This is a genomic window from Roseivirga sp. BDSF3-8, from assembly GCF_041449215.1.
Lineage (GTDB): Bacteria > Bacteroidota > Bacteroidia > Cytophagales > Cyclobacteriaceae > JBGNFV01.
In genome coordinates this window covers 3650427-3674187 of the sequence record NZ_JBGNFV010000001.1, presented here as the reverse complement: position 1 = coordinate 3674187, position 23761 = coordinate 3650427, and the positions used below count along the sequence as shown (strand labels likewise).

The window sequence follows — 23761 nt, the reverse complement described above, 5'->3', positions numbered from 1 at the left end:
TATTTTATAGCCTTGAGGAGTAGAGAATTACTTCTTTTCCAGCGTTACCTTCCGTGCGTTGGGGCCTTTGTGGGTCATTTCTACCTCAAAGTTTACACGGTCATTTTCCATTACCTGGTCTTCCAGGTCACTAATGTGCACAAAGATACTCTCCTGAGTTTCCATGTCACGAATAAAGCCATAGCCTTTAGATTCGTTGAAGAAAGTAACCTTACCTCTACGTACTGTATCAAGAGGTTCGATATCTTCCTGCTTAGGTACACTTACCTGGATATCTTCTTTCTTCACCTTCTTCTTAAAGGTAGGGTCCGGTGGTGTATCTGAGATATTGCCAAACTCATCAACGTAGGCCATCATCTCATCCAGGTTATTTCCGTCAGCGGCATTTTCTCTCCGCTCAGCCTTTTTGGCGGCTTTTTCTTCCTTCTTCTTTGCTTTCTTTTTCTGCTTCTCTTTTTTACTCCAGGTATCTGCCATAAATGTTTTTATAAGTGATAAACCAGGCCCTGATTTTCAAGACCCTTAATTTTGGTGTCCGGCCCTAACCGAAAAAGAATCCTGTTCCGACCAAAACCGAAAGGATTCAAAAAATTAAAACCGGAAAGATAATTCCAATGGTATAAAAAACTTTGGAGGGATTAGCCTGAGGAACTTTAAACCTAATTGGAAGTAACAAAGATACAATTTTTTTTGGGTTTTCGTTTCATTTCTCGGCATTTATGAGAAATTAGAAGGTTTGTTCAATTCCTCCGGACCTTGAGGGTATGAGCTCTCTGCCGTTGTGCCTCTTCCCCCCTCCCCTAGCTGTCAAGCTAAGGAATAAACGGGTAAATAATAACACATTAGGGTTACCTATGGGTTCGCCAGAGTCTTGAATATTTCTACAAAGGTTGTCGCCCAGGATGGGACTTAGGCTTTTCTTCTGGTGTGGTACCATTGTGGTTCAAAAGGAATCACCTTACAAACCATTTCTTCCTACAAGGATGCTACTTATTATGGTCGGTTAATAGTGGCTTTATCAGGCGATGAGGGCTGACTTCTTTACAGAAAGGAATAGGTATGGCACCAACATGGCTAGCGGCTGGCTGCTTACTGCACCCACCCTGGCGTTAATTTCAGTGCTCCAAAATCACATTTATGCGCCTGCCTGCCTTGTGCGACGCCAGCTTGAATGCAAGACCCAGGAAGGCTATGACCCCAAGGGCATAGCCGTCAAGTTAACCACCAATTCCCCTGCAGAATGTATCTCTATGCAGCCAGTTATGACAAATTCTAACGTCGGCCCCGCCCTTTGGGCGGGGAATTGCTGTACTACTAGCTAATTACAGGTCTTTACATCCTTAGCTTGACGGCTATGGACCTGCTATCTGGTAAGCATGTAAGTAATAATGGATATCTGCCCGCGTTATTATGCCTGTCTCATGTACATTGCTTCAGGCTTTTTAGAATAGGCTATAGACCGGATGCTCACACAGCTTACGCAGGATATAATATATCAGTATAACTGGTACCAGGTATGGGGCCTGACTATTGCCTGGTTTTTGTTCCTGTACTTTCCTTTAGGGTACTTTTTCCTTCGTACATGCCGGCGCCTGCACAGGAAAGGGGTGCTGACTAAAATCAGCAATCGCCCACCTTTTCCCGGTCAGATAACATATGAATTAAAGCACAGCTTTTTATCTATCGTTATTTTCGGGATCACAGCCCTGCCGCTGGTGTGGCTCCTGCGCCACGGAGCTATTCAGGTACTCCCTGATAGTCCTGCCAATGTGCTATATAGTGTGGTGGTACTTACGCTATGGAATGAGGTGCACTTTTTTATGATACACCGGCTGATGCACACGGGATGGTTTATGCGGCATATTCATCATGTGCATCACAGGAGCCATACTCCCACGCCGTGGAGTGTTTTCAGTTTTCATCCGCTGGAGGCTTTCCTGTTAAGCACGCTCCCGCTTACTATTGCGCCCTGGCTTCCGCTGGCTCCACTGGGCATACTGCTGTTTCCGCTGGTGAGCATAATACTGAATTTTGCCGGCCACTCGAACTACTGCTTTGGAAATGGAAAGACAGGCGCATGGCTGGGGTTTTCCTCCCGGCACGCGGGTCATCATACGGGTACAAGCCGGTCGTATGGCTTTGCCTTGCTTCTGCCTGACCTGATATGGAATAAACTATTTAACCATAAGAACCACTAAACATGAAAAACGCCGCCTACATAACGGCCATAGGGGCTTACCTGCCCAATGGCCCGATCGGCAACGAGGAAATGGAGGATTACCTGGGGCTGATCGCCGGAAAGAAAAGCCGTGTAAAGGACAAAATACTTAAGCAGAACGGCATACGCACCCGGCACTATGCTTTGAATAAAACCCAGGAGAGCACGCATACTAATGCGGAAATGGCTGCCCTGGCTTGCCGGGAGGCAATGGATAAGGCAGGCGTAAGGCCTGCAGAAGTGGACTTACTGGCTACGGGCACCACACAGGGTGACTTGCCGGTGCCGGGCTTTGCGAGTATGGTACACGCGGAGCTGCCTCTGAATTCATGCGAGGTGGCGAGCTTTCAGAGTGTGTGTGCGAGTGGGATGATGGCTCTTAAGCATGCTTGCCTGCAGGTAAAAGGGGGCGAGAAACACACGGCGCTGAGCGTAGGAAGTGAGTTTGCGAGCCGCTTGTTTAAGCACTCACGTTTTGAGGCACAGGGCCTGACGTCGGTGCCTTTTGATACGGAGTTTCTGCGGTGGATGCTGTCTGACGGGGCGGGGGCGTTTGTGATACAGGACAGGCCTGCCAGGCAGGGGCTTTCGCTGCGGGTGGACTGGATAGACCTGGCTTCGCACGCTCATGCGTACCCGGCCTGTATGTACACGGGTATGAGGGATAACCGAAACGGCAGCGCGACGTGGCTGGACTATCCCGATTACGAATCGGCTTCGCAGCAGGGGGCACTGAACCTGAAGCAGGATATCCGGCTGCTGGACAAGGTGGTGCAGCAGGGCGTGAGCCATTATTTCAATCTGATGGAAAAGGGCATGATCGTAGCGGATGAGGTGGACTGGCTGTGCTGTCACTACTCATCGGAGTTTTTTAAAAAACCGATCCAGGACCTGATGAGTAAAGGCGGCGGGGCAATCCCTGAACACAAATGGTTCAGCAACCTGCAGACGAAGGGCAATACGGGGGCGGCTTCGATATACATTATGCTGGAGGAACTGCTGTATTCAGGTAAGCTGAAGGAGGGGGACAGGATACTTTGTATGGTACCGGAGAGTGGCCGGTTTATCACCTCTTTTATGCAGCTACGTGTGATGGGTACTGACAGAAAGAGAAAGGCATACGCGCCAAGGCCTGTGGAAAGTCCTGAACTGGTACTGAAGCCGTCTGAGATAAATGAAAAGCTGGTGCGGGATCTGGCAAGGGTGTGGATAGACTTTGAAACGAACCTGCTGCAGGTGCCGGTGATCCGGATGATGCATGAGGGTAATATGACGCCGGAGTGGTATAAGCTACTGCTGCATGATCTGCGGCAGCAGGTGATCGATGGCTCCCAGTGGATAAGCCGGGCGGCGTCACATATCGATATCGACCTTTTTGACCTGAGGTCGGCGTTTATCCGTCATACGGCTACGGAGCATAAGGATTACCAACTGCTGGAAAAGAACTTTATGGCGCTGGGCCAGGAGGCTGATGCTATCCGGACGGGCAGGAAAAATATTGGCAGTGAGGCGCTTTCTGCTTATATGTTTCAGCGGGCAAGCCGGCCTAATCCTGTAGACCTGCTGGGTGCTATGTTCATTATAGAGGGAATAGGTAAGCGGCTGGCGGGAAACTGGGGCCGCATGATGCAGGAGCAACTGGAGCTGACTGATGAACAGGTGTCTTTCTTTACGTATCACGGGGTGGCGGATGAGAACCACTTTCACCATCTGGAACAGGCGATAAATACGCTGTGGGAGATGCCGGGTATGAATGAGGAACGTGCTCAGGCGCTGGCGGGAGAGATAGTAAAAACGGCCCGCACGGTGGCACGCCTGTACCGGATGCAATTAGAGGAACTAGGAAATTACTGATGAACATGGAAAAGCTTTTTGATCAACAAACGCATGATGAGCGGGACCCTAATCCGTGGCTGGCCATGTACCTGGACAGCAGCATACCGCTAAATGATGAGACTAAGCGGGCGCTGATGCGGGACAATGACTCGATGTCACGGAGGTACCTGCAGCCATTTATCAGGGTATGGTCGGCGATAGCGATGTTTTTTATACACGTTTTCAAATTTGTGCTGCCGGGGGTGCCAAACAGCTCGAAGGCACTGCACCGCATACTGGCCTGGGGGCTTAGACGTTTTGTGAGTGCTGATGCGAACCTGCTTATCTTCAGGCACTTTCATGTTGGGAGTGAGATCATGCAGTTTATCTCAAAAAATATAGAGGGGGTAGAGGTAGGTACCAGCCCTCTGAAACCTGCAGACTTCGAGGCGGTAAAGGAGGATCTGTTTCTGCAACATGACCTGAACCTGTACAACTTTGTGATCAGACTGAACAGTGCGCTAAATGAAAAAAACCTGGGTATAAAGGGGCGCAGGCCTCTTAACCTGGATATGATCACGCCGGGCAGATTTAACCACATTGAGTTTCCGAAGAAGTGGACGAATGTGCTGGACCTTCGCTCGGCGATAGAGTTGTTCACTCCTTTCTATCAGTTTTTTCTGACAAAGAATGACTTTATTCGCGCGTCAAATTCGCTGCAACTGGATGAGACGATTGCGATATACACATCGCAAATTTTGAATAGCCCGGCACACCTGGGCCTGGTGAATAATAAGCACCCTATGGTGCCGGTAAGCACTTACTCAGCAGCTTATCGCCTGGTACTGCATGGCCTGGCGGCAGAAACGCTGCATAAGGTGCTGGTGAAGTTAAAGGAGAAGGAATTTGAGGATGGTATTCTGGTGAATCAGTAGGTAGTATTCACCTGGGCGGGGCTCTGCAGCCAGCACAACTCTGTATGAAAGGGGTGGTGAAGCACCTCAGTATATAATATAGGAAAGCCTGCTTTTAGTTAGCACAATATTATAAGCAGAAAAAATAATATTAATCAAGGTGGGCAGGTCTCTTCTTCCATAAAATACTTCCTGATACAGGGCCGTGGTATCCAAGCTCAGCCCCTAAATAACCACCAATTGCGGACCTCCGAAAGTCGGGCCTCCGAAAGTCGGACCACCGAAAGTCGGACCTCCGAAAGTCGGGCCTCCGAAAGTCGGGCCTCCTGATGAAAAATACACATTCGTGTTTTATAACTGGTCCTCTTACTAATGAGGAGGGGAATTTTAGTGCTTAGCTTGGCGGCTATGCTCCGGGAAGGGGGATTAGATACCTACTATGTGAACGTATTAATAATATATCATCAAAGTATAGTACCAGCCTCACATGATTAGTGAAATGTGGCGTTTCACTATCGGTTTAAATTTCGTATCTTAATAGGGAATAATACTAAACTCTTTTTAATCAACTATGAAAAAAGAAAAACTGAGTATCGTCTCTCTCAAGGTGGAGAGCTTTATCACGAACACCAGCAAGGTACGTGGCGGGGCTGAGCTTCCCGGAGACCCTAATGAAACCACGGATGTATTCGGAACATGCGGCTATTTCACTACGGAGCCTAAAACATGCCAGGATACGGTAAACTGGTGCTGGACGCCCTGATCCATTTCTAAATTTGATTGATTATGAAAAAAGAAAAACTAAACATTGTTAATCTGAAAATTCAGAGCTTCGTGACTGAGGCCAGGACCTCTGACATACGGGGCGGTGCGGATAATACTGCTTTCCCGTGTGGGGTATATTATAAAACGGAGCCTAAAACGTGCGTTGAGTCCGTAAATTGGTGCTGGACGCCGTAATACCTGTTTACTTCTAATGACAAGAGGCTGCTCCCCCGGAGCAGCTTTTTTTATTATGTCGGGTAAGCAAACAAAAGCCCGTAGCATATGCCACAGGCTTTAACAGGAAAGAGTTTATTAATAGTAGTGTTTTTAGCGTACAATCAGCTTTTTAGACTGGGACTTGTCTTCACCTTCAATATGGTAAATGTACATACCGGTCTCCAGGTCTGAAATGTCCATAGACACGTCATTCACCCCTTTGGTCACTTGTGTGCTGAAGCTTCTGACGGTACGTCCCTGCATATCGGTCAGGTTAAGCACGGCCTTACCGTCTTCTGCAGCCAGCATGGTGAAGGTAACCTTGCCCTGATCCACAGGGTTAGGATAGGCACCTACAAGGCTGGTACCTGTAAGCTCCCTGGGAGGGGCCGTGGTGGTGATAATCTCTTCACGGCTACCGCTGGGGGCATATACTTCAAATTCGGGCAGGCGCACATAGTTATCTCCCACAAAGTTCGGGTCATGCACCAGGAACTGTACATACTGCGCATTGATATTCACATTGTGAGAAGTGGTACCCTGCTGGCCGCTGTTGTAGTAGTTATATACGGCATCCTGCCAGGCACTTCCATTCCAGAAGCGCAGCGAATAGCGCTCGGTGTTCATAGAGGTCCACTCGCCACCGGTAGAGGCGTGCTTCATAGTGAACTTTTTGATGTTATAGCTGCGGCCCAGGTTAAGCACTATTGAGCTACTGGTAGGGTATGAGCCGTCTGTGGTCCACTTAGTGTTGGTAAGCCCGTCGAATGCCTTCCATCCGCTGTAGGTGCTGCTGTACTGGCTGGTCTGAGACCATAATGAGGCACTGGTAGCCACATTGGTAAGGGAGCCTGAACCTCCATTAGGAAGGCCAGCCGCCTTGCCTGACAGATAGTTTTTGATGGCGTAGAAGTCGGTATCATTATGGTTCTCACGGTCTACACCACGGCATGCATCACCGTAAGGTACAGCGTAGGTATAGGGAGCATAAGACCATGACAGTGCACCATCAGCTCCAAAGCTAAAGAACTTATCTATGGCTGACTGCATGGCAGGGCCACGGTTGGATTTACCGTCCTGAAGGGTAACGCCTCCGTAAGACCAGTATTTGCCTCTGAATATGGGCATACCATAGCAATCGGTCGCATTCTGGTCTTTAAGACCACCCGTAAAGCCCACTTCTTCTATAATAAAGGGCTTGCCTACATTATAGCGGAGGTAGTTCAGCTCATTATCATGTGCGCCATTACCAAAGTCTTCATCATAGTAATGAAGGGTGGCGAAGTCGAAGGGGCTGCTCTGCCCATTATAAGAAACATAGACTTCGTAAGCAGTGGTGCTGTTGAATGATCCGTTCCAGGTGGCATGGCTGGTATTAATGAAGCCTGTGGTCACCATCTGTGATGAGTTGCTCTGGATCCAGCTACCTACATTATAGGCAAAATTAAGCATATACGCTTTATTGGTGTTTTCACTGGCAATCTCGTTACCAAGCTCCCAGGCAAAGATACGGCTATCGGTGCTGTACTGCTGCACTACATGCTGTACGTAGGGCAGGTAATTGTACTGATAGGCGTAATCATACCATGAGGCATTTTTAAGAAGACCACTAATGAAATAGTTCTGATCACCAGGAACATAGTGATTACTGGACTGGTAAAAGTCGGTAAACACTACGATAAACCTCAGATCAGTACTCACCTGACTGGCAAGATTGAGAAGGTTACCAAGCTTGGAGGCAGCACCAAACTTATCGGTATCATTTCGCGAGATGTAAATCCTGATGACCTTATTACCGGCATTATGTGCATCGGTAAGGTAGGTGGTAATGGCACTATTACTTTGGTAGGCAAGCTCACGCATGTTAGTACCAATAAACTGATATGAGCCTCCGTTTAGAACAAATCCACTCCCACTGCGGGTCACGGTTTGAGCGTGTGAAACATAGCTGGTTAGTAACAACAAACCAACCATAAATAGCCGGGTTAGCTGGTATAAACTTTTCATAAATAATAAGTAGATTGAATAAGTGTGAGATTTTCTCTTTCCCGACTACAAATTTCAATCAAAAAAAACATTAACACACCCCCATGATTGTTATAACATATAATGTAAGTATATGATTAATACTTATTGAAATTGACCTATTGGAAGTTATAGCCTTATTTAACAATATTTACGACCAACAACCTGTATTTTAATCAAATTACACTGGACTGGCGTCAGGTTAATTTTATGTTAAAATTGAAAGTTTATGAAATAATTAAGCCCAATAAAAGATAGATACAATTATCTGAATTGAGGGTTTACCCCCAATTCATTACTTATTTTTATCCAGATTTATACAATTGATAGGTCAGGAAATTACACTAGAATCAGGGAGTGATTTCTCGCTGAAGCTTTTGGATCAGCAGGAAAATAGCGGTCCCGGCCCGGTCATCTTTTAAGGGAGACAGGTTTAGGTATCTTTGCCGGACATCATTGAGAAGGTGAAGCGAAGGTACATTTTGATCAGGGTGTAGGAAAAGAAAAGCAGTGGCGGTTTTGAGTGAAGTGCTTTTAACCCGGAAAGTATGGGGTGAGTAGCGGCCGGGGTGAATGTGAATATACGCTCCCCAATGATGGCCCCGCCGCAGTACCCAGTGAGAGCCGTCACTCAATGTAAGACTCTGGTACCCCCTACCCTGCCCTATCCATTCGTCATACTTAAGAGGAGCAAGACAGTCCTGCACTTCCAGGCAGGCAAGTACCTCTTCCCGAAGGACACCCTCGGTTAGTGGACCTTCGTACATATCCATCAGATTATCACCGGTAAGCTTAAGGCCCTGGAAAAACTGCTGCGGGGAGATGTGTACTTCCCCATTAAGCACCGCTATGTAATGCTGCCAGTAATGTTTCCAGCGATTGAAAATTATCGGTGACTGGTCGGCCATTGCATTAAATAAAACGATTGATAGATTATACCAAAGGGAAAGATAGGGGGTTAGTGGTTTATCGAAGTATAACAACAAAAGAAGGCATCAGGGTATTGGCTGTCGAATTGTTCAAACCGGCTGCCTAATTCAACTAAGACTAACAAACTGGTGGTCTAATAGATGGGGAGTGTTACCAATTGCTATACAGGTTTCTGCGAGCCTGCCACTTGAATGATTCATAATCGAAATCCTTATACATTATTTCCTCTTTAAGTTAGTTGCTTTACTATTAATGGAACACCTTGAAAGACAGACTTAAATAGTCTTTTTTCATATGGATGCTTTATAGCTAAGACAAAAATTCGATCTATTATGAATCATGCCTCATTAAAAAAGTTAAACCTTTCTATCAGACTTTATTTGGTGTTTGTTAAAATACTCATCAAACTTGATGAATTCATCATACATTTCGGTATAAGGACTTTCCCTTTGCCTATTTTTTTGCTCTAAAAAGTCTCTATATTTTTCGTATAGACTATGATAATCACTTGAATTACTCTCTTTCATTATTATCAACTTCCTTAACATCATTGAGTTATTATTACTTACTAAAAGCTTTACATGGTCCGGAGTTTCATTTGTATTTAACCAATACAAAATATTTTCAATAGAATTGAAATTGTTAAAGAATGGCTGCACTTCGCTATTGTAAAATCCCTCTATAATTTCCGAAAACAACTTTATTTGATTTTTGTCAGATAGATAAAAAGCATCCGTTAGAGTTACTCCATTAGCTTCTGCTGCAAATTCTTTTGGTATAGTTCCCTCCCATTTTTTGTGTATCGTGTAATCAAGATTACCTGTTATCCGTTCAATAATCGATTCAATAAAATTGAACCTTTTTAATGCAAAAACTCCTTGTATTTTTATCACGTCATATTCTGACCAAAAGAAGTTGATGGAATGTACCTCATTATTAGAGTGTTTCTCAAAATAAATACTTGTTTCCACTTGCCTCAATTCATAACCCAAAGCTAGAAGCCAATTAAAACTTTTTGTCAAAGATTTGATAAAGGTATTTCTATTCATCATAAAACTATTTTAGTGAAACAACATCACTGATAACACTTCCATTCCCGTCACTGTACACCTTAATAAAATCGGTGATTATTAAATTGTCAGAATTCATGATAGTAAAACCATTAACATTTTGCTTTGAAACACTTCTAACCTCAAAAGTATTCGAGTTAGACTGTACTTTTGCGAGTGCGTTTCCTTGAGGAGTAGTAAGGTTAGTTGCTAAACTCAATTTTGTTTCTAACACGACCACGTGGTTCTTATCAAGAACTATTTGACCAAAATCATCTGCTTTCTTTTTCACCAAGACGATATCAGCTACAAAGTGTTCTGATCCTAACCCTGTTTTTATTTGAACCTGAGTAAATATTTCATACTGACTTATATCCAGATTAGGATACTTATTTAACAATTTTGTCCTTAAAGAACTGATATTACTTTCCACAAACCTCTCAAATGCTTTTCCCTTAGCCGTAATCTCTTTAAAGAATTCCCTCTTACTCCATTTCTGCCAACTAGCATCACCTGTCTTACTAACCTCCCAGGCATATAAAGGATCCTCTTTTAGCTGCTTCCATATATTAGTTACATCGTTTGGATTATCTTTGAATAGTGCCTTTAACTCCTCTGCCCATTTTGGATTTAGTAAGTCATCATTTAACTGTTTTAACAAGTCATCACTGTAACCAGATATATTACCTAAGAACTTAGTATTCGTCCTTAGATTAGCATCCACCCCGACAGCCTTCCACGCCTCAACCACCCCCGGATCAGTATTCGCAAGATTGAAAAATTTCTCAGAAAATGCCGGGTTACTGGCCAGGTCGTCTTCAAGCTTCAGGTAGACAGCTTCGTCCCATCGGCTTACGGTGCTTAGTGCCTCCTCATGGAGCTGGCTCAGGAAGGGTAACTCACCGGGTAACCTTCTGCCACTGAGCGCTGCCTTGAGGGCGGCGGCCAGCTCTCTTTCTTCAAGACTCTGCAGCTCTGCGAAGGCTTCACGGCTGATCACGCCTTCGTCTGCATACTTCTGGCCCAGCTTGAGCAGGGCTCTCCTGCCCAGTTGTTCCCCGCCTTCTTCGAGTCCGTTTTTGGTGATGAGAACCACCAGGGCGGATACCGAGGCCTTGGCAATGACCACGCCCTCGGGACCAATGACCAGTACACCGACGGAGTAGCCGCCTGCCTGGACTACATCACCTCTGAACAGGGAATAGCCGAGCCCTACTCCATCAGCGATAAAGTCAAGTCCGAAACATCCCAGCGCTACTGAAGCTCCGTCTATGGAGTTATAGACGGTTTGGTCGTACTGCTTCAGTATATAGTCAGTCTTGTCGGTGAAGGCCCAGGCATCTTCCCAGTCTATAGTACTGAGGTCTTCATCGCTATAGGCCAGCCTCTCCCGCAGGTCATTGAACGCATCGCTGTAGATATAGGCCAGACCGAAGGTGTGAGCTAGCTCAAGCCCCTCTATATTAGGGTGCTCAAAGGGCTGATCGAGGTGCTGTTCCCTTATTTTCAGGTCAAAATAGGCTGACTGGTAGGGAGTAAGGGTATTACGTTGGGACTGGGCCCGGATAAAGGCAAGCCTGGCTTCTGCATGGGTGACCTTCAGTACCCGCAATCGTCTTTCTGTGGCAAGGGCCGCTTCCCGCTTACGGCTGGCTGGTAGCTGCGGGTTGGTTAGAAAGCGGTTCAGGTCATCTTCAGCTTTCTTAAGTTCGGCTTTCTGCTCTTCTAATAACTGCGCCAGGTGGTCTACGGAGCTCTGGTAGTAGAGGCGGATGGTTTTGTTGAAGGCCTGCCCGGAGACATCGTCTTTCCGTATCTCAATGCATTCTACTGTATTGGAGGCATTGTAGATGGCCTTGTACAGGAGCATCTTCTTGGCGGTGTGGCGGAATACATCGACGACAAAGTCTTCCACCGGGCTGATGATGCCGGCCTGGAAGCTGGCCACCCGTTGGGTGTTTTTGTATTGCCCTTTCTTCAGCTGGCTGTGGTCAATCCGGATATTGTCGCCGTAGGCGAGGCCGGGCATGAAGAAGTACTCGCCCAGGTCGTTGCCGATACCACTACACCGGACATAGGGGACGGTGATCAGTATGTCATCGGCGGTGAGGGAGGCTTCCTCAAAGACGGTCCGGGCTACCTGGTCCCACGAGGCCTGGCTCAAAGACAGGGTATTTACCTCAACCGGGGCGACATAGAACTTACGGCCTTCATTAAATGCTTCGTAGGTGAGGAGCTTATCGGCGAGGATGTGTCCCAGGAAGGCCTCATCTTTTGCATGGGTGGGCTTTTGCGCATTGACACTGGCTAAAAGGGCATGGATGATTTCGCTGGTGTGGTGGATAGCGCCGGTTACGGGTTTCCCTAAATCGCGGGCTTTGTCTACGTAGTGGCTGGTATGGTCATCGAAGGCAAAGGTTTGCGCTTCAGAGGGGGTGACTTCGTTGCAGGCGCAGTCCCGGGTAAAGGGAATGGTTTCTACAAGGCTGCCGGCCTGGTCCAGCACGTCTATGGCACGGCCTTCTTTATTGATCCTTACTCTGACGGCTTTATCGGAGCTTTCCGGCAGGGTGAGGTTTTCGGCTTTTATAGTACTCAGGCCTGTGGAGGTGATTTTCAGGCCAAAACCATAGGTGGTGTTCTTTTCTTCGGTTGAGGTGTAGACGTGGGTGTAGTCGTATGCTTCCGGCCTTAGGGAAAACACGGTGCCTCTGGTAGCTTGGGGTTCATCAGCGCTATAAGGGAAGAAGCCTGATACCTGCAGGCTGCCCCGGGTATCGAGGATGCGGCCGTCGGGCAGGTAGAAATGGGTATACCGGCTGTTGAGTGTCCGGATGGCTTCTTCGTCTCCCAGGCAGATGCCTCCCGGTCCTTCACCAAAGGCAGAAACCTCCTCATCCCCTGTGAGCAGGCCCCATACGGGCCGGGGGTTGTGGATGAGGTCCCACTGGTGCTTGTGCAGCTGGGTGCCGAAAAAGGTGTAGTCCATCAGATTGTCTGTGGCCCACTCCTCCAGGGCGGGAGTCTCCACGAAGGTGTGCGGGAGGCGGAAAGCGCCGTGGCCGAGCTCGTGGGCGATGGTCTTGTCGAAGTGGTCGGGGTTACCGATACGGGAGGTGAAGATAAAGCCGAACTGGCGCTTGTAGGGCATAAAGCCGGCCCTGGCGTTGTCCGTTCCGTCTTCGTCTATGGCGCTTTTGGGGGTGTGGACCAGGAAGAGGTAGTAGGTGCCGTCTTCTGTCTTATGCGCCTGCTCATAGCTCCTGATGAGCTTTCTCATCTCAGGGGTGTAGTTGGAGAGCATGCCGGTACTCCCATCGTCCAAAGCGCCATCGCCGTCAGTGTCGTAGTCGGCGGTAAAGGCATCATCATAGATGACGGTCGAGTTGACTACGGCGGGGCCGTAGGTGGCTTTCAGGGCCTTGAGGATGTCTTTCCCACCACCGGGCTTCATGTAGCCTGCGCCGTTGACGGGCACTACCTTCAGGGTGAGTTGCTGGGGAGCGTAGCTGACGGTGTTGAGCTGGCCGCTGAGGCTCTCAGTGCTGTCTTCAGCATTGGTGCGTATGGCCTGCAGGTAGCTTTCTTCCTTGTCTCCCTGGCCGGTGAGCAGGATGGTGTACAGGTCGTCACCGGTCTTTTCAAGCACCGGTACGGGCTGGCCAGATTGGGTAATCAGCTTCAGGCCGGTGGTATCGCCTTTAAGGGTGACTCTGTCGGTCTGCCCGGTGGCTAAGGCTTTCCAGGCGATAGGGTATTCGCTGTTTTCATCCTCGCTCAGGGGAAGGCTTTCATAGTGCTCCGTGTAGGCGTCATGCAGTTGGGTATCAAAGCCGTAGTGCTGGTGCTCGTAGGCAGTGAAGTAGACGGGTTGGCTGATGCGGTCGCCAGTGGCGAGTACAGGCGTGTCTGCCTCCGGCTCGAGGATGGGGCCTATGCGGCCTTCTTCATCGATGACGATGGTGCGGCCCTGGCTGTCAGTTACGGCTACACTCTGGCCGGGGGGCTGCTGGATCTCAATGGTCTCACCGCTGGCCAGGGTGACAACGTAGGTGCGTGAGTCGGTGGTCGCTTCGTTATTGCCTTCGGCCGGTTCTTTCAGGGTAACGGTTTCAAGGTAGCCGGAGACGGTGATGGTGGTATCGGCCAGTTGCTGCCGGTCTTCCCAGAAATCTTCTATGCCTTCCCGCCACTCATCAAGGGGCTTGCTGAGGGCATGGACGAGCCCGTCGGTCATCCGGTAGTCGGTGTTGATGGCAATGCGGTCGAACTGTACGGGAAGGGTAAGGCCCATCCAGGGGACGTAAATGGTACCTCTTCCACTGAAGACCCCGTCGCCACCGCGGACCTCCTGCAGGCGCATGGTGAACTTGCCCACGGCGATCTGGTCACCGACCAGGGCATTGGGCAGGGGTTCCCGGTTGGTGATCTCAGGCAGGGGGCCTTCATCATCATAGCAGGCTTGCTCAGGCGGGGCCTGGGTGGTAAAGGCGGTGACCTGGCTCCACTGGGAAGCGATACCGTTGCGCACCACGCCGGCCTTTACTTCGTAGGGGGTGTCGGGGGCGAGCTCCCGGGCGATGTAGACAGTGTCGGTGATATCAACGCTGCGCCAGGGCCAGTCGGGCTGGTGGGTGGGGCGATACTGCAGCCGGTAGGTGCTGGCCTGGCTACGGCGGTTGTCTCTGTGGTAGCCGGCAAAGGAGAACCTGGCGTGTACGTGGCTGAGGGCCTCGGCAGTAAGGCCGCTTAGGGGAGGCAGATCGGCCACGGGGGTACCGGGCACAAAGGCGCAGACCCGGCTGTAGCCCTGGTTTTTGAAGGTTTCCTCCGATCGAGCGTCAAGTCGAGATAGAGACGGGTCGTCCAGCTGCGCCCGCACGCGCCAAGCGTAGGTGAGGCCTTCCTGCAGGGGCGGTAGCTCGAGGCCGTAGGTGAGGCTGGTCTGGGGGGTGACGGTCTGGTAGAGGGGTGGCAGGCTGCGCATGGCCTCTTCGGGCGGCAGGCCGCCGCGCACTTCTACCAGGGTGAATTCGTAGGCGATGCCACTAAGGCCGCTGCCCCGGTGCATGGGGGTCCACTGGAAAAGCAAAGGCTGGCCGGGCGGCCAGGTAACCTGGCTGTGGCAGGCGGGCAGATTGAGCAGGGGCGGATCGGCCAGGACGAGCCAGGCGGTGGCGGTAGCGGGAGCAGAAAGGGGGACGTCGGGCCTTCTGAAGTCGTAGGCCTGCACGGTGAAGCGGTAGAAGCCTTCGGGGAGCTGGCCGCCGCTCTGGGCAAATTGCCCGCGGTCGTAGCCGCTGAAGTCTAATGCGTCGGGTGAGAGACCACCAGCGAGCTCGGGGGCGGAGAGCAGGCGGGGCATGCCGCCCTGCAGGGTGATGACGTTGCCCTGGTAGCCCTGGCGGGTGCTGAGCCGTATGCCGGGGCCTTCTATGGTCCAGCGGAGGTGTACGGGGTAGCTGGGTTCTGTCATGTCACGCAGCAGAATCTGCACCTGCAGGCTGCCGGGCTGGCTGTAGTGGCTCAGGTAGACGCTGTGGGGCGGAAAGATTTGCAGGCTGGCCTGCACGGCAGACTGGGCAGAAGCCTGTCCGAATACGCCCAACAGGCAAAGCATACATACCCATACCTTCACCCATAGCCGTAGAAACGGCCTCTCTTTCATCATAGCTCCCATGGTACTGTCACCGGATATTTTTGCACAATAAAAACAGTACGCAAGTTAGGAGACAGCGGTGCACTAATGCACGACAATATGAGCGGATTACTTACCTGGCTGGGGAGAAGATGTAAGAATTAACCTAAGAGGCTGGAAAGCATCTATCACTTATAATGATCATAAGATTACCTCCTTTCCAATTACAAAATAACATGATGTACATATACTTTTATAACGACAGGTTAGGTGTTGCCCTGGACAGGACTGGGGTCATGGGCCGGACTCACTTAAACCTCACCATGATTTAGGAGCGACATCTGTTTATTGCTAAAGTTCAAAAAGGTATCTATGAAAGGCGGGCCTGGAAGGGACGAGGGGTAAGCGAAGGATAGCCCTGCAATAGATGGATTAAAGACGGTTAAGAAACGGTTTAGCTACGGTCGGGAGAATGGGATAAATCGGCACAGGGGAAAAGAGAGGTGTGCGCTAACGAGGTATAGCAATAGTACAATTATAGGGGCTGAATTGAAAGCATCAAGCTGAATATTTTGGGGTGTGAATTGACCGTGAGAACATTTTTACCTGGGGTATTTTTTCCCTCTGGAAATTGATAATAAGTAAACGATTAGTGCAAGGGGCCATATTGAAGAAAGGCTTTATTCCTTATTTAGGTTCTGTTGCATGGTTTTAATGCTTTCGAGCATAGGCTTAATTTCATTGCGTGCAGCTTTTATTTTAGGTGCTGTATTGAATAAGGGTTTGTATTTTGTGTTAAACATGAAGTATTGACCTGGTGTACGAGGCGTAAGGCAGCTAGATAAGCTATATGCTATATCGTAAAAAAGGACCGGCCCGTACACATTGTTTCTTTAGAGTCTGAACAGTACTTAATGCCGTGAAAAACGAGCAAGGATAAGACTAAAAGGATAGACGAAGAAGAATTAGTCAATACGATTAACCTCTTTTTCTATGACTATCATCAAACAATGTGTCGGTATCGACATCTCCCAGACAACCTTTGCAGTATGCATCTGCTTTTTAGAAGATACTCATGATCATCACTTCAGTGAGACAAGGCATTTCAAGAATGACAAAAGTGGCTTTAATCAACTGCTCCGCTGGGTGCGGAAGCAATGCAAAAGCTCAGTAGAAACAGTGTATTTGATGGAGGCTACAGGGGTTTATTACGAAAACCTTGCCTATCATTTGCATAAGCTAAAGCAGACAGTGCATGTAGTGCTTCCTAATACCTCTAAGCATTACTTTTCAAGCCTCAACATAAAGACTAAAACCGATGCTTTGGATGCAAAGATTCTTAGCCGTTTTGGTGTGGAAAGGAAACATAAGATCTGGGCTCCGCCTTCACCAGTATTGCTGGAACTAAGGAACCTGACTCGTTATTATGTACAGCTCCAGGAAACAAAGACAGCACTCAACAATATCAAACACAGTAAGGAGGCCGCTTATGAGGTACAGTCTATCATATTGAAGAGCAACCGTAGCCTGATCAAGACTATAGATAAGCAAATACAGGTGTGTAAAACGAGTATTGAAAAACTTATCGCCAATGAGCCTCAGCTTAACGCAAAAGTTAGAAAGGTTTTGACTATCAAAGGGGTAGGCCTCATCACAGTTGCAACCATTATTGCCGAAACCCTGGGTTTTGAGCATTTTAAAAGCATCAGGCAAGTGGTAAGCTATGCAGGGTATGATGTGGTAGAAAGGCAGTCAGGGAGCTCTATCAAGGGTAAGACTAGAATATCTAAAAAGGGCAACCGCTATATCAGAAATGCGCTCTACTTCCCTGCTATGGTTAGCTGTAGATTCAACCCAAGCCTAAAATCTACTTACCTGAGAATCATTCAGAAAAAACCATCCAAAATGATTGGCCAGGTAGCCATACAAAGAAAGCTCTTGGCTTTGATCTACACACTTTGGAAGAATGACTCTGAATACATTGAAGGGTACAAAAAAGAAGTAGCTTCAGCCATAAAGACCGAAGCTACACTGGATAGTTCTAACTAGAGAACTTCCTTCAGACTTAAAAATACTTTTTTCCAATTAAACTTGGAATCTATAACAGTACCTTTTTTATTAAGGTATATGGTAAATGCATAAAATAAGGATAAGCCTATTAAGATGACAATTTTGAAGTTAGCCGTAAGTGGCAATAGGGCTTCGGCAACGTCATTGGTCCATTGATAATCAGATGGTTTTCCCAGGCCCACTATGAAAAGAAAATTCATCAGAAATGGTCTAATAAATGGGGAGTGTTACCGTATGTGGCCGAATCGAGCAAATCAGCTTGTTTTTTCATTGATTGCTCATGATAGTCAAGTTGCTCAGAAATAGGTAGTGAGGCTTTAGTAGGAGTGGCTTTAATGCGGGACTTATTAAATTTGATTATAATCAGTACAAACCACATGATGGCCAAAGCGCAAGCCAGCTTAGTAAAAGGAAATGGTATCTCATATAACAGGTATCCAAAAAGGCCAATCCCAACAACTGAAGCAGAGATTTCTCTTATATCTCTATTTCGAATCTTCCTTTGTATGTTATGTACTTTGGCTTCGAACTCTTCCTCTAATCGCTTAGTATCAATAGATATTTGTGCTGTATTAGAGGATTTATTCCATAAGTGTTTTAATTCCCGATCTAACATTTTAGCTAATTTTTGATGTTATACACCCAAGTAATTTTGCTCTGATCCTTTTCATTTTAACTGCTATATGGTTTTCTGATAAGCCGGTGGTTACTGCAATATCTTTATACGGTAAATCATCCAGGTAAAGGACTATAAGTGATGCATCAACTTCATTTAATGTAGAAATACATTCTTTTAAATACTTTAGCCTTTCTTGTTCCTGAGGATCAATACCGCTTTGGGTTAGGGTAAAATGAATGGAATCAAACCGTTCTGTTTTATCGTTTTGTTTATCCAATTTCATTTTTGAGCGCAGGCAGACGTTAATGGCAATTTTATATACCCACGTATCTATTGATGATTTTGACTTGAAACTGTCAATAGATTTCCATATTTGAAAAACAACTCCTGAAAGAGATCCTGGGGTTCTATTGGGTTAACCGCATAAACTTTGCAGATTCTATATATCTTATGTTTGTTATTCTCAATAGTTTCCTCAAAAAACAGGCTTTCTTTGGGTTTCTTCATTTTACTAAGGCGTATTATTCACACCGGCTTTGTAGGGTGAAAAGAATTTAGGTTTTATCCTTTTCGTTATTATTCAGGCTTTTCTTTGATGTGGCAATAAGCAAAAATTCAATAAAGAACCCGCCGATGAGTATCAGGCTTATCTCTTTATATGATTCTCCCAGTATCTGGTAGCAAGTGATTAAAATTATCGCCTATATAATGCTGCTGATTACCTGAACTCTGGTTAATATCTGATTAGCCTTTTTACTATTCTCCATTTTTTCAAAAATTAAATACTCACTTTTTAGTGTTTCTATATTGTTAGTGACAGGCTTGAGAAAATATGACAAAAAAATCACCTTTTTTTATTCCCACCTTATTCAACACACTAATTACAGTAAGTGAAGGCTTGGATAATGGGAAAGTGCTATGCTTTATGAGGGGCAGAAGGAAGAGGACGCTATATAAGTTTACAGACTGGTTATAAACAGCCAAGGGGATATGATCAGGGCGGTGGCATAAGTTTCACCGGCGGTCTTAGGCCTTCTCTTACTATTGGTGAGGTCATAAAGAAATGCTAAGGCCGGCTGGTGGCCGGCCTTCTTCTCATAGGCTATTGTATGGTTACGAGTTTGTCTTCTCTGGTGACGAGGTGCCCTATGGGGGTAAGGTGAAAACCTTCGTTGCCCATAAACTCGAGGAAGTTGTTTTTGCAAGATGCATCTACTGCCACGAGGAGGCCTCCGCTGGTTTGAGGGTCGCAGAAGAGGTGGCGCTGCCTTTCGGTGATATCGCCGATATGATGGCCGTAGCTGTCCCAGTTGCGGGTGGTGCCCCCGGGTATGGCGCGCTGCTGCAGGTAGTGGTCAAGGTTGGGCATAAGGGGAACGCTGGCTGCCTGGAGGTGTGCGCTAAGGCTGCTTGCCTGGCACATTTCGGTCAGGTGACCGAGGAGGCCGAAGCCTGTAACGTCGGTGAGGGCTTTTACATAGTCTTTGGTGCCTAACTTAGCACCGATGTCATTGAGGGTGGTCATGCTCTTGCGTGCGCGGTCGAGGTCATCTGGCTGTGCGATCCCTTTTTTCTGAGCGGTGGAAATGATGCCGACGCCGAGGGGCTTGGTGAGGAAGAGGAGGTTTCCTGCCTCGGCTCCTCCGTTTTTCTTAAGGTGTTCTATTTTAACGGTACCTGTGACGGAGAGGCCGAATATGGGCTCGGGGGCATCAATGCTATGACCACCTGCAAGGGGTATGCCTGCTTGGGCACATGCCTGCCGGGCGCCATTGAGTACTTCTCCGGCTACCTCCGGGGGTAGTTTGTCTACAGGCCAGCCAAGAATGGCTATGGCCATGATGGGGGTGCCGCCCATGGCGTAGACGTCGCTGATGGCATTGACGGAAGCGATGCGGCCGAAGTCGGCAGGGTCATCGACAATGGGCATGAAGAAGTCGGTGGTGCTGATGATGGCGCGGCCGTCCTGAATATCATATACGGCGGCATCGTCGCGGGTATCATTACCGACGAGGAGCTGAGGGAAATGCTGGGTGCCGCTATGTCCGGCGAGCATTTTATCGAGTACGGCGGGGGCGATCTTGCAGCCGCAACCTGCTCCGTGGCTGTATTGGGTAAGTTTGATCTGATTCATAAGCTATCTTCGAGGGTCTTGTAAGTATGCCATGCCTCACATATGGCACGGGCGTTTTGGGCCGGGTCGGCGGTGTCTACAGGTACACGCAGTACTTCTTCTCTGCGGGCGATGCCTTCGTTATATGTTTTATCATAGTATAGCAGCAGGTTTTCAGCTACGGACTGCAGGTCTCCCCCCTCCAGATCGGCAAGTGCCTTTTTGTAGCGTGTACCGCCGAGCTTTTTGCTTACGCGGCTACAGGCCTGGGCGAGGGCTTGTTTATCGTATTGCCCGTACTCTTCTACGAGGCGCTGTACGCGAAGGGGGGCTGGCACTTCGGGGACGACACAGGGGGCTGCTTTCATCTGCTCCCACAGGGGGTAGGGCAGCCTGACCTGGCCTATGCTAAAGGACTCATCTTCTATCCATACGGTTCTGGCGGGATCCAGGGACTCCCAGACGCGGTGCATATTGGCATGGAATTGCTCTACGGTGGGTTGCTGGTGCTGATCGAGGTTACCAAAGGCACTGCCTTTATGATTGGCAAGGCCTTCGAGGTCAATAACTTGCTCGCCGGAGCGTCTGAGTTCTTTAAGGATATCTGTTTTGCCGGTGCCGGTACCGCCACTGACTATGACGAGGGGCATTGGCTGCTCATAGGCTTGGAGGACATGGTTGCGGTAGGCTTTGTAGCCTCCCTGCAGGGTATGGCAGGTAAAGCCTGCTTTTTCGAGCAGCCAGGCGACACTTTCGCTACGCATGCCACCGCGCCAGCAGTGTATGAGAAGGTTCCTGCCGGGGGCCACCTGCAGGGCGGAGCGGACAAGCTGGCTCATGCGGGGACCAATGAGGTCGAGCCCCAGAAGTACGGCCTCATCTTTGCCTTTTTGCTTGTAGCAGGTACCTACCCTGGCTCTTTCCTCATCTGAAAAAAGGGGAAGGGACCGGGCGCGGGGTATGTGTCCGGCGGCATACTCGGCGGGGGAGCGTACGTCTATCAGGGGCAGGGTTTCGACCTTTTCTAAGAATAAATGAACGGGTAGGGACCTCATGCGGTGAATAACGTAAAGCGCAGCGGGAAAAGCAATCAGAACCGGCCTGTAAGGCTCAGTCCTCCAAAAGAAGGGCCGAGTGACCAGCGTATGGCGGGGGGTTCGTGTCTTACGGGTTCATCATCACGCAGGCTGAATTGTTTTTCTTTGCCTTTTTCCACGTAGCGAATGGAGGCTTCGGCACAGGCTATGGTGAGGATGGAGCCGAGAAAGAGGTCTGAGGGGAAGTGGGCACTGCTGTACATACGGCTGAGGCCTACGGCGCCGGCGAGGCCATACATGGCGATCTTGGCAGGGAGGTAGTCTATGCGCCGCCCGAGTACGTATGCTGAGCTGAGAATCATGATGATGTGGCCAGAGGGCAGGCTGTGGTAACCTGGGCGGTTATCGAAGGGTTTATACTCCCAGGCACCGACGCCGGTGCTGGGCCGGGCGCGGCCAATGGCGGTCTTGGCGGCAGTTTGTACCAGGCCGGCGGTGGTGAGGGTAACGGTGATAATCACACCTGTATCACGTATCCACTCATTGTTCGCCACGAGCCCTATACTGTAGAGGCCGGCAGTGAACAAGTAAGTGGGTCCGGGCTTACCAAAGGGAAAAAGGAAGGTTTCGGTCTCGTCCAGCGTTTGGGTCTGGTTATCCTGGAAGAACTCATGAACGGGCTCATCTATGGTAGCGGCCATAAGGGCGGCTGTGCCTACGGTACCTCCAAAGCGTGCCCAGTCATTACCCTGCCACTTAAAGGGACGGGAATAGACATAGATGACTCCCCCGCCGATGCGCTTCATGTCGTAAAGGAATCGCTCATGAAACTTAAGATTTTGTTCGTTGCGGAGTGTATCCGCAATGTCGATGGTATCGCTTTTTTCTACCTGGGCATAAAGGGGAATGCTGAAAAAGGAAAAAGCTAACAAAAAAACGGTAAGGATTCTCTTCATAAAAATGCTCTGTGACGAACATTTTTAACGGGAAAGGGGGGGCATTGTTACGTCTGTCCTTATTATGTGTGTTTTGGGCTGAGGGATTTCTCTAGGATGATGCGGTAGTCGTCCATGCGTGGATAGGGCTCTACGGACAGGATATTGAAACCACGAAGGATTGAGAAACAGAGCATGCCTTTGTGGCGGTTCCAGGTTTTAAGGCGCAGGGTATTGTACCCTGCTTGTATGGCCCACTCCTCCTGCCTGTCGGCGAGCATAGCGGCCACGCCCATGCGGCGGTATCGATGGTGTACGCCTCCCATCCAGCTATAGAATACCCCGGGTTGAAGTTCGTACCCGACCTTAAAGCCAGCGAGGGAACCTTCATTATTTCTGGCCTCATTCCGGATATGGTCGCGCCACTCAGCGAGGAGAATAAGGTGGGGGGTATGGCTTAATCTGAGGTTGTACTCTTCCCGGGGGTAGCTACCGTTAAATTCGGGGATGTGGGGAATAAGGCTGAATACTTCCTCTACGGTACCTTCACGTACGTATATACCGTCAGCTTCCGGGGATGTGGCGCTGCTACTGTCTGACAAAGACATAGGCTCCTTTTTCAGCACCCCAGACTTGCTGGTTAGTATGGTTATATCCTCTATCCCAGCTATGCAGGGAATCGCTTGATATACGCACCATGCTGGTGGCGTAGCTGGCACCCCGCAGGCTACTGCCACAGGCACCGGGCTGGGTTTCACCCATAAAGCCATTACCGGAAGGCTCTATCCACACTTCGCACCCCTTACGCAGCAGGAGCTGACGGGGACTAAGTTGTTCGAAGGCGCCAGGCTTTTTGTATGCACCAATATAGTTTTGGGGCTCGGGCAGTTCGTAGACTAGGCTAACGAGTTGGTTGGCGGAGTCCCGCATAACCTGGTACACGCGCTGGCGATAGGGCTGGCCCAGCGATCCGGCAGCGGCCTGCTCCACGTATAGCCAGTGGCCATCGCGGCGCATGGGCCATATTCTTTCGCTGTGCAGATGTATCTCGAAGTAGCTGCTATCGGCTGCGGCCTGGGCGCCACTGTGAAAGTGGCCTGTAAGGTGGGCGGCGAGCCTGTCCAGCTCCGGGTCTTCCTGCTCTACCTGTAGGGCAAGTGACATAAGGGCGGCTGCAAAACAGCAGATGAATAATATAAGCTTCTTCTTCATACCAGTCGTACGGCGTTAGCTCACAAAGCTACGGCATTAATCATTTTCAAAATAGCTTAAAAAAGAATGGAAAGTACACAGGTAGGCCCTAAGGGTGTGGGGCCTGTTCCGTTCATACTGTAAAGACCGGGGTATTTCAGGTAATATGCGCACTAAGCATGGGCTATATTGGAAATGGACGGGGCTTGCGCTATATTTCTCACAA

17 protein-coding genes are annotated in these 23761 nt (G+C 48.8%); 5 read left to right on the top strand and 12 right to left on the bottom strand.

Annotated elements, in window-relative coordinates:
• Window positions 1-27 precede the first annotated feature (27 nt).
• Window positions 28-477 carry a cold shock domain-containing protein gene (locus AB9P05_RS15565; protein WP_371909750.1) on the bottom strand — a complete coding sequence of 150 codons (450 nt, stop codon included), beginning with the start codon at window positions 475-477 and terminating at the stop codon, window positions 28-30.
• A gap of 986 nt (window positions 478-1463) precedes the next feature.
• Between AB9P05_RS15565 and AB9P05_RS15560 the strand changes: the two genes are divergently transcribed.
• From AB9P05_RS15560 to AB9P05_RS15545, 4 genes are all read left to right on the top strand, one after another.
• Window positions 1464-2198 carry a sterol desaturase family protein gene (locus tag AB9P05_RS15560; RefSeq protein ID WP_371909749.1) on the top strand — a complete coding sequence of 245 codons (735 nt, stop codon included), beginning with the start codon at window positions 1464-1466 and terminating at the stop codon, window positions 2196-2198.
• Window positions 2199-2200: 2 nt separating this feature from the next.
• The gene (locus AB9P05_RS15555; protein ID WP_371909748.1) at window positions 2201-4072 is read left to right on the top strand and encodes a 3-oxoacyl-[acyl-carrier-protein] synthase III C-terminal domain-containing protein; all 1872 of its coding nucleotides are present in this window, start codon (window positions 2201-2203) and stop codon (window positions 4070-4072) included.
• Between the two features lie 5 nt (window positions 4073-4077).
• Window positions 4078-4968: a hypothetical protein gene (locus tag AB9P05_RS15550; protein ID WP_371909747.1), complete on the top strand. Its 891-nt coding sequence runs from the start codon at window positions 4078-4080 to the stop codon at window positions 4966-4968.
• 550 nt (window positions 4969-5518) lie between these two features.
• Window positions 5519-5710: a hypothetical protein gene (locus tag AB9P05_RS15545; protein WP_371909746.1), complete on the top strand. Its 192-nt coding sequence runs from the start codon at window positions 5519-5521 to the stop codon at window positions 5708-5710.
• A 329-nt stretch (window positions 5711-6039) separates the two neighbouring features.
• On the opposite strand, the gene AB9P05_RS15540 is transcribed toward AB9P05_RS15545, so the two are convergent.
• From AB9P05_RS15540 to AB9P05_RS15525, 4 genes are all read right to left on the bottom strand, one after another.
• Window positions 6040-7935 carry a T9SS type A sorting domain-containing protein gene (locus AB9P05_RS15540; RefSeq protein ID WP_371909745.1) on the bottom strand — a complete coding sequence of 632 codons (1896 nt, stop codon included), beginning with the start codon at window positions 7933-7935 and terminating at the stop codon, window positions 6040-6042.
• A 368-nt stretch (window positions 7936-8303) separates the two neighbouring features.
• A complete protein-coding gene (locus AB9P05_RS15535) occupies window positions 8304-8861 on the bottom strand; it encodes a hypothetical protein (protein ID WP_371909744.1) in 558 nt (185 codons plus the stop codon).
• A gap of 378 nt (window positions 8862-9239) precedes the next feature.
• Window positions 9240-9935 carry a hypothetical protein gene (locus AB9P05_RS15530; protein WP_371909743.1) on the bottom strand — a complete coding sequence of 232 codons (696 nt, stop codon included), beginning with the start codon at window positions 9933-9935 and terminating at the stop codon, window positions 9240-9242.
• Between the two features lie 4 nt (window positions 9936-9939).
• Window positions 9940-15603, bottom strand: a complete 5664-nt coding sequence (locus tag AB9P05_RS15525) for a fibronectin type III domain-containing protein (RefSeq protein ID WP_371909742.1) — start codon at window positions 15601-15603, stop codon at window positions 9940-9942.
• Between the two features lie 960 nt (window positions 15604-16563).
• Between AB9P05_RS15525 and AB9P05_RS15520 the strand changes: the two genes are divergently transcribed.
• Window positions 16564-17619, top strand: coding sequence for an IS110 family transposase (locus tag AB9P05_RS15520; protein ID WP_371907963.1), 1056 nt, complete (start codon window positions 16564-16566; stop codon window positions 17617-17619).
• 220 nt (window positions 17620-17839) lie between these two features.
• Here AB9P05_RS15520 and AB9P05_RS15515 read toward each other — a convergent pair whose 3' ends face one another.
• The 7 genes from AB9P05_RS15515 to AB9P05_RS15485 form a co-directional block, all read right to left on the bottom strand.
• The gene (locus tag AB9P05_RS15515) at window positions 17840-18256 is read right to left on the bottom strand and encodes a hypothetical protein (RefSeq protein WP_371909741.1); all 417 of its coding nucleotides are present in this window, start codon (window positions 18254-18256) and stop codon (window positions 17840-17842) included.
• A gap of 1 nt (window position 18257) precedes the next feature.
• The gene (locus AB9P05_RS15510; RefSeq protein WP_371911362.1) at window positions 18258-18593 is read right to left on the bottom strand and encodes an RNA polymerase sigma factor; all 336 of its coding nucleotides are present in this window, start codon (window positions 18591-18593) and stop codon (window positions 18258-18260) included.
• Between the two features lie 768 nt (window positions 18594-19361).
• Complete coding sequence (gene selD / locus AB9P05_RS15505) at window positions 19362-20393, bottom strand: selenide, water dikinase SelD (protein ID WP_371909740.1); 1032 nt, start codon at window positions 20391-20393, stop codon at window positions 19362-19364.
• Window positions 20390-21427, bottom strand: a complete 1038-nt coding sequence (gene mnmH, locus AB9P05_RS15500; RefSeq protein ID WP_371909739.1) for a tRNA 2-selenouridine(34) synthase MnmH — start codon at window positions 21425-21427, stop codon at window positions 20390-20392. Before mnmH ends, selD begins: the two co-directional genes overlap by 4 nt.
• Window positions 21428-21462: 35 nt before the next feature.
• A complete protein-coding gene (locus tag AB9P05_RS15495; protein WP_371909738.1) occupies window positions 21463-22365 on the bottom strand; it encodes a phosphatase PAP2 family protein in 903 nt (300 codons plus the stop codon).
• A 62-nt stretch (window positions 22366-22427) separates the two neighbouring features.
• Entirely contained in the window at window positions 22428-22952 is a 525-nt protein-coding gene (locus AB9P05_RS15490) for a GNAT family N-acetyltransferase (protein WP_371909737.1), read from the bottom strand.
• On the bottom strand, window positions 22933-23556 hold the full coding sequence (locus tag AB9P05_RS15485) for a chromophore lyase CpcT/CpeT (protein WP_371909736.1): 624 nt from the start codon (window positions 23554-23556) through the stop codon (window positions 22933-22935). The genes AB9P05_RS15490 and AB9P05_RS15485 overlap by 20 nt, the downstream gene beginning before the upstream one ends.
• Window positions 23557-23761 lie beyond the last annotated feature (205 nt).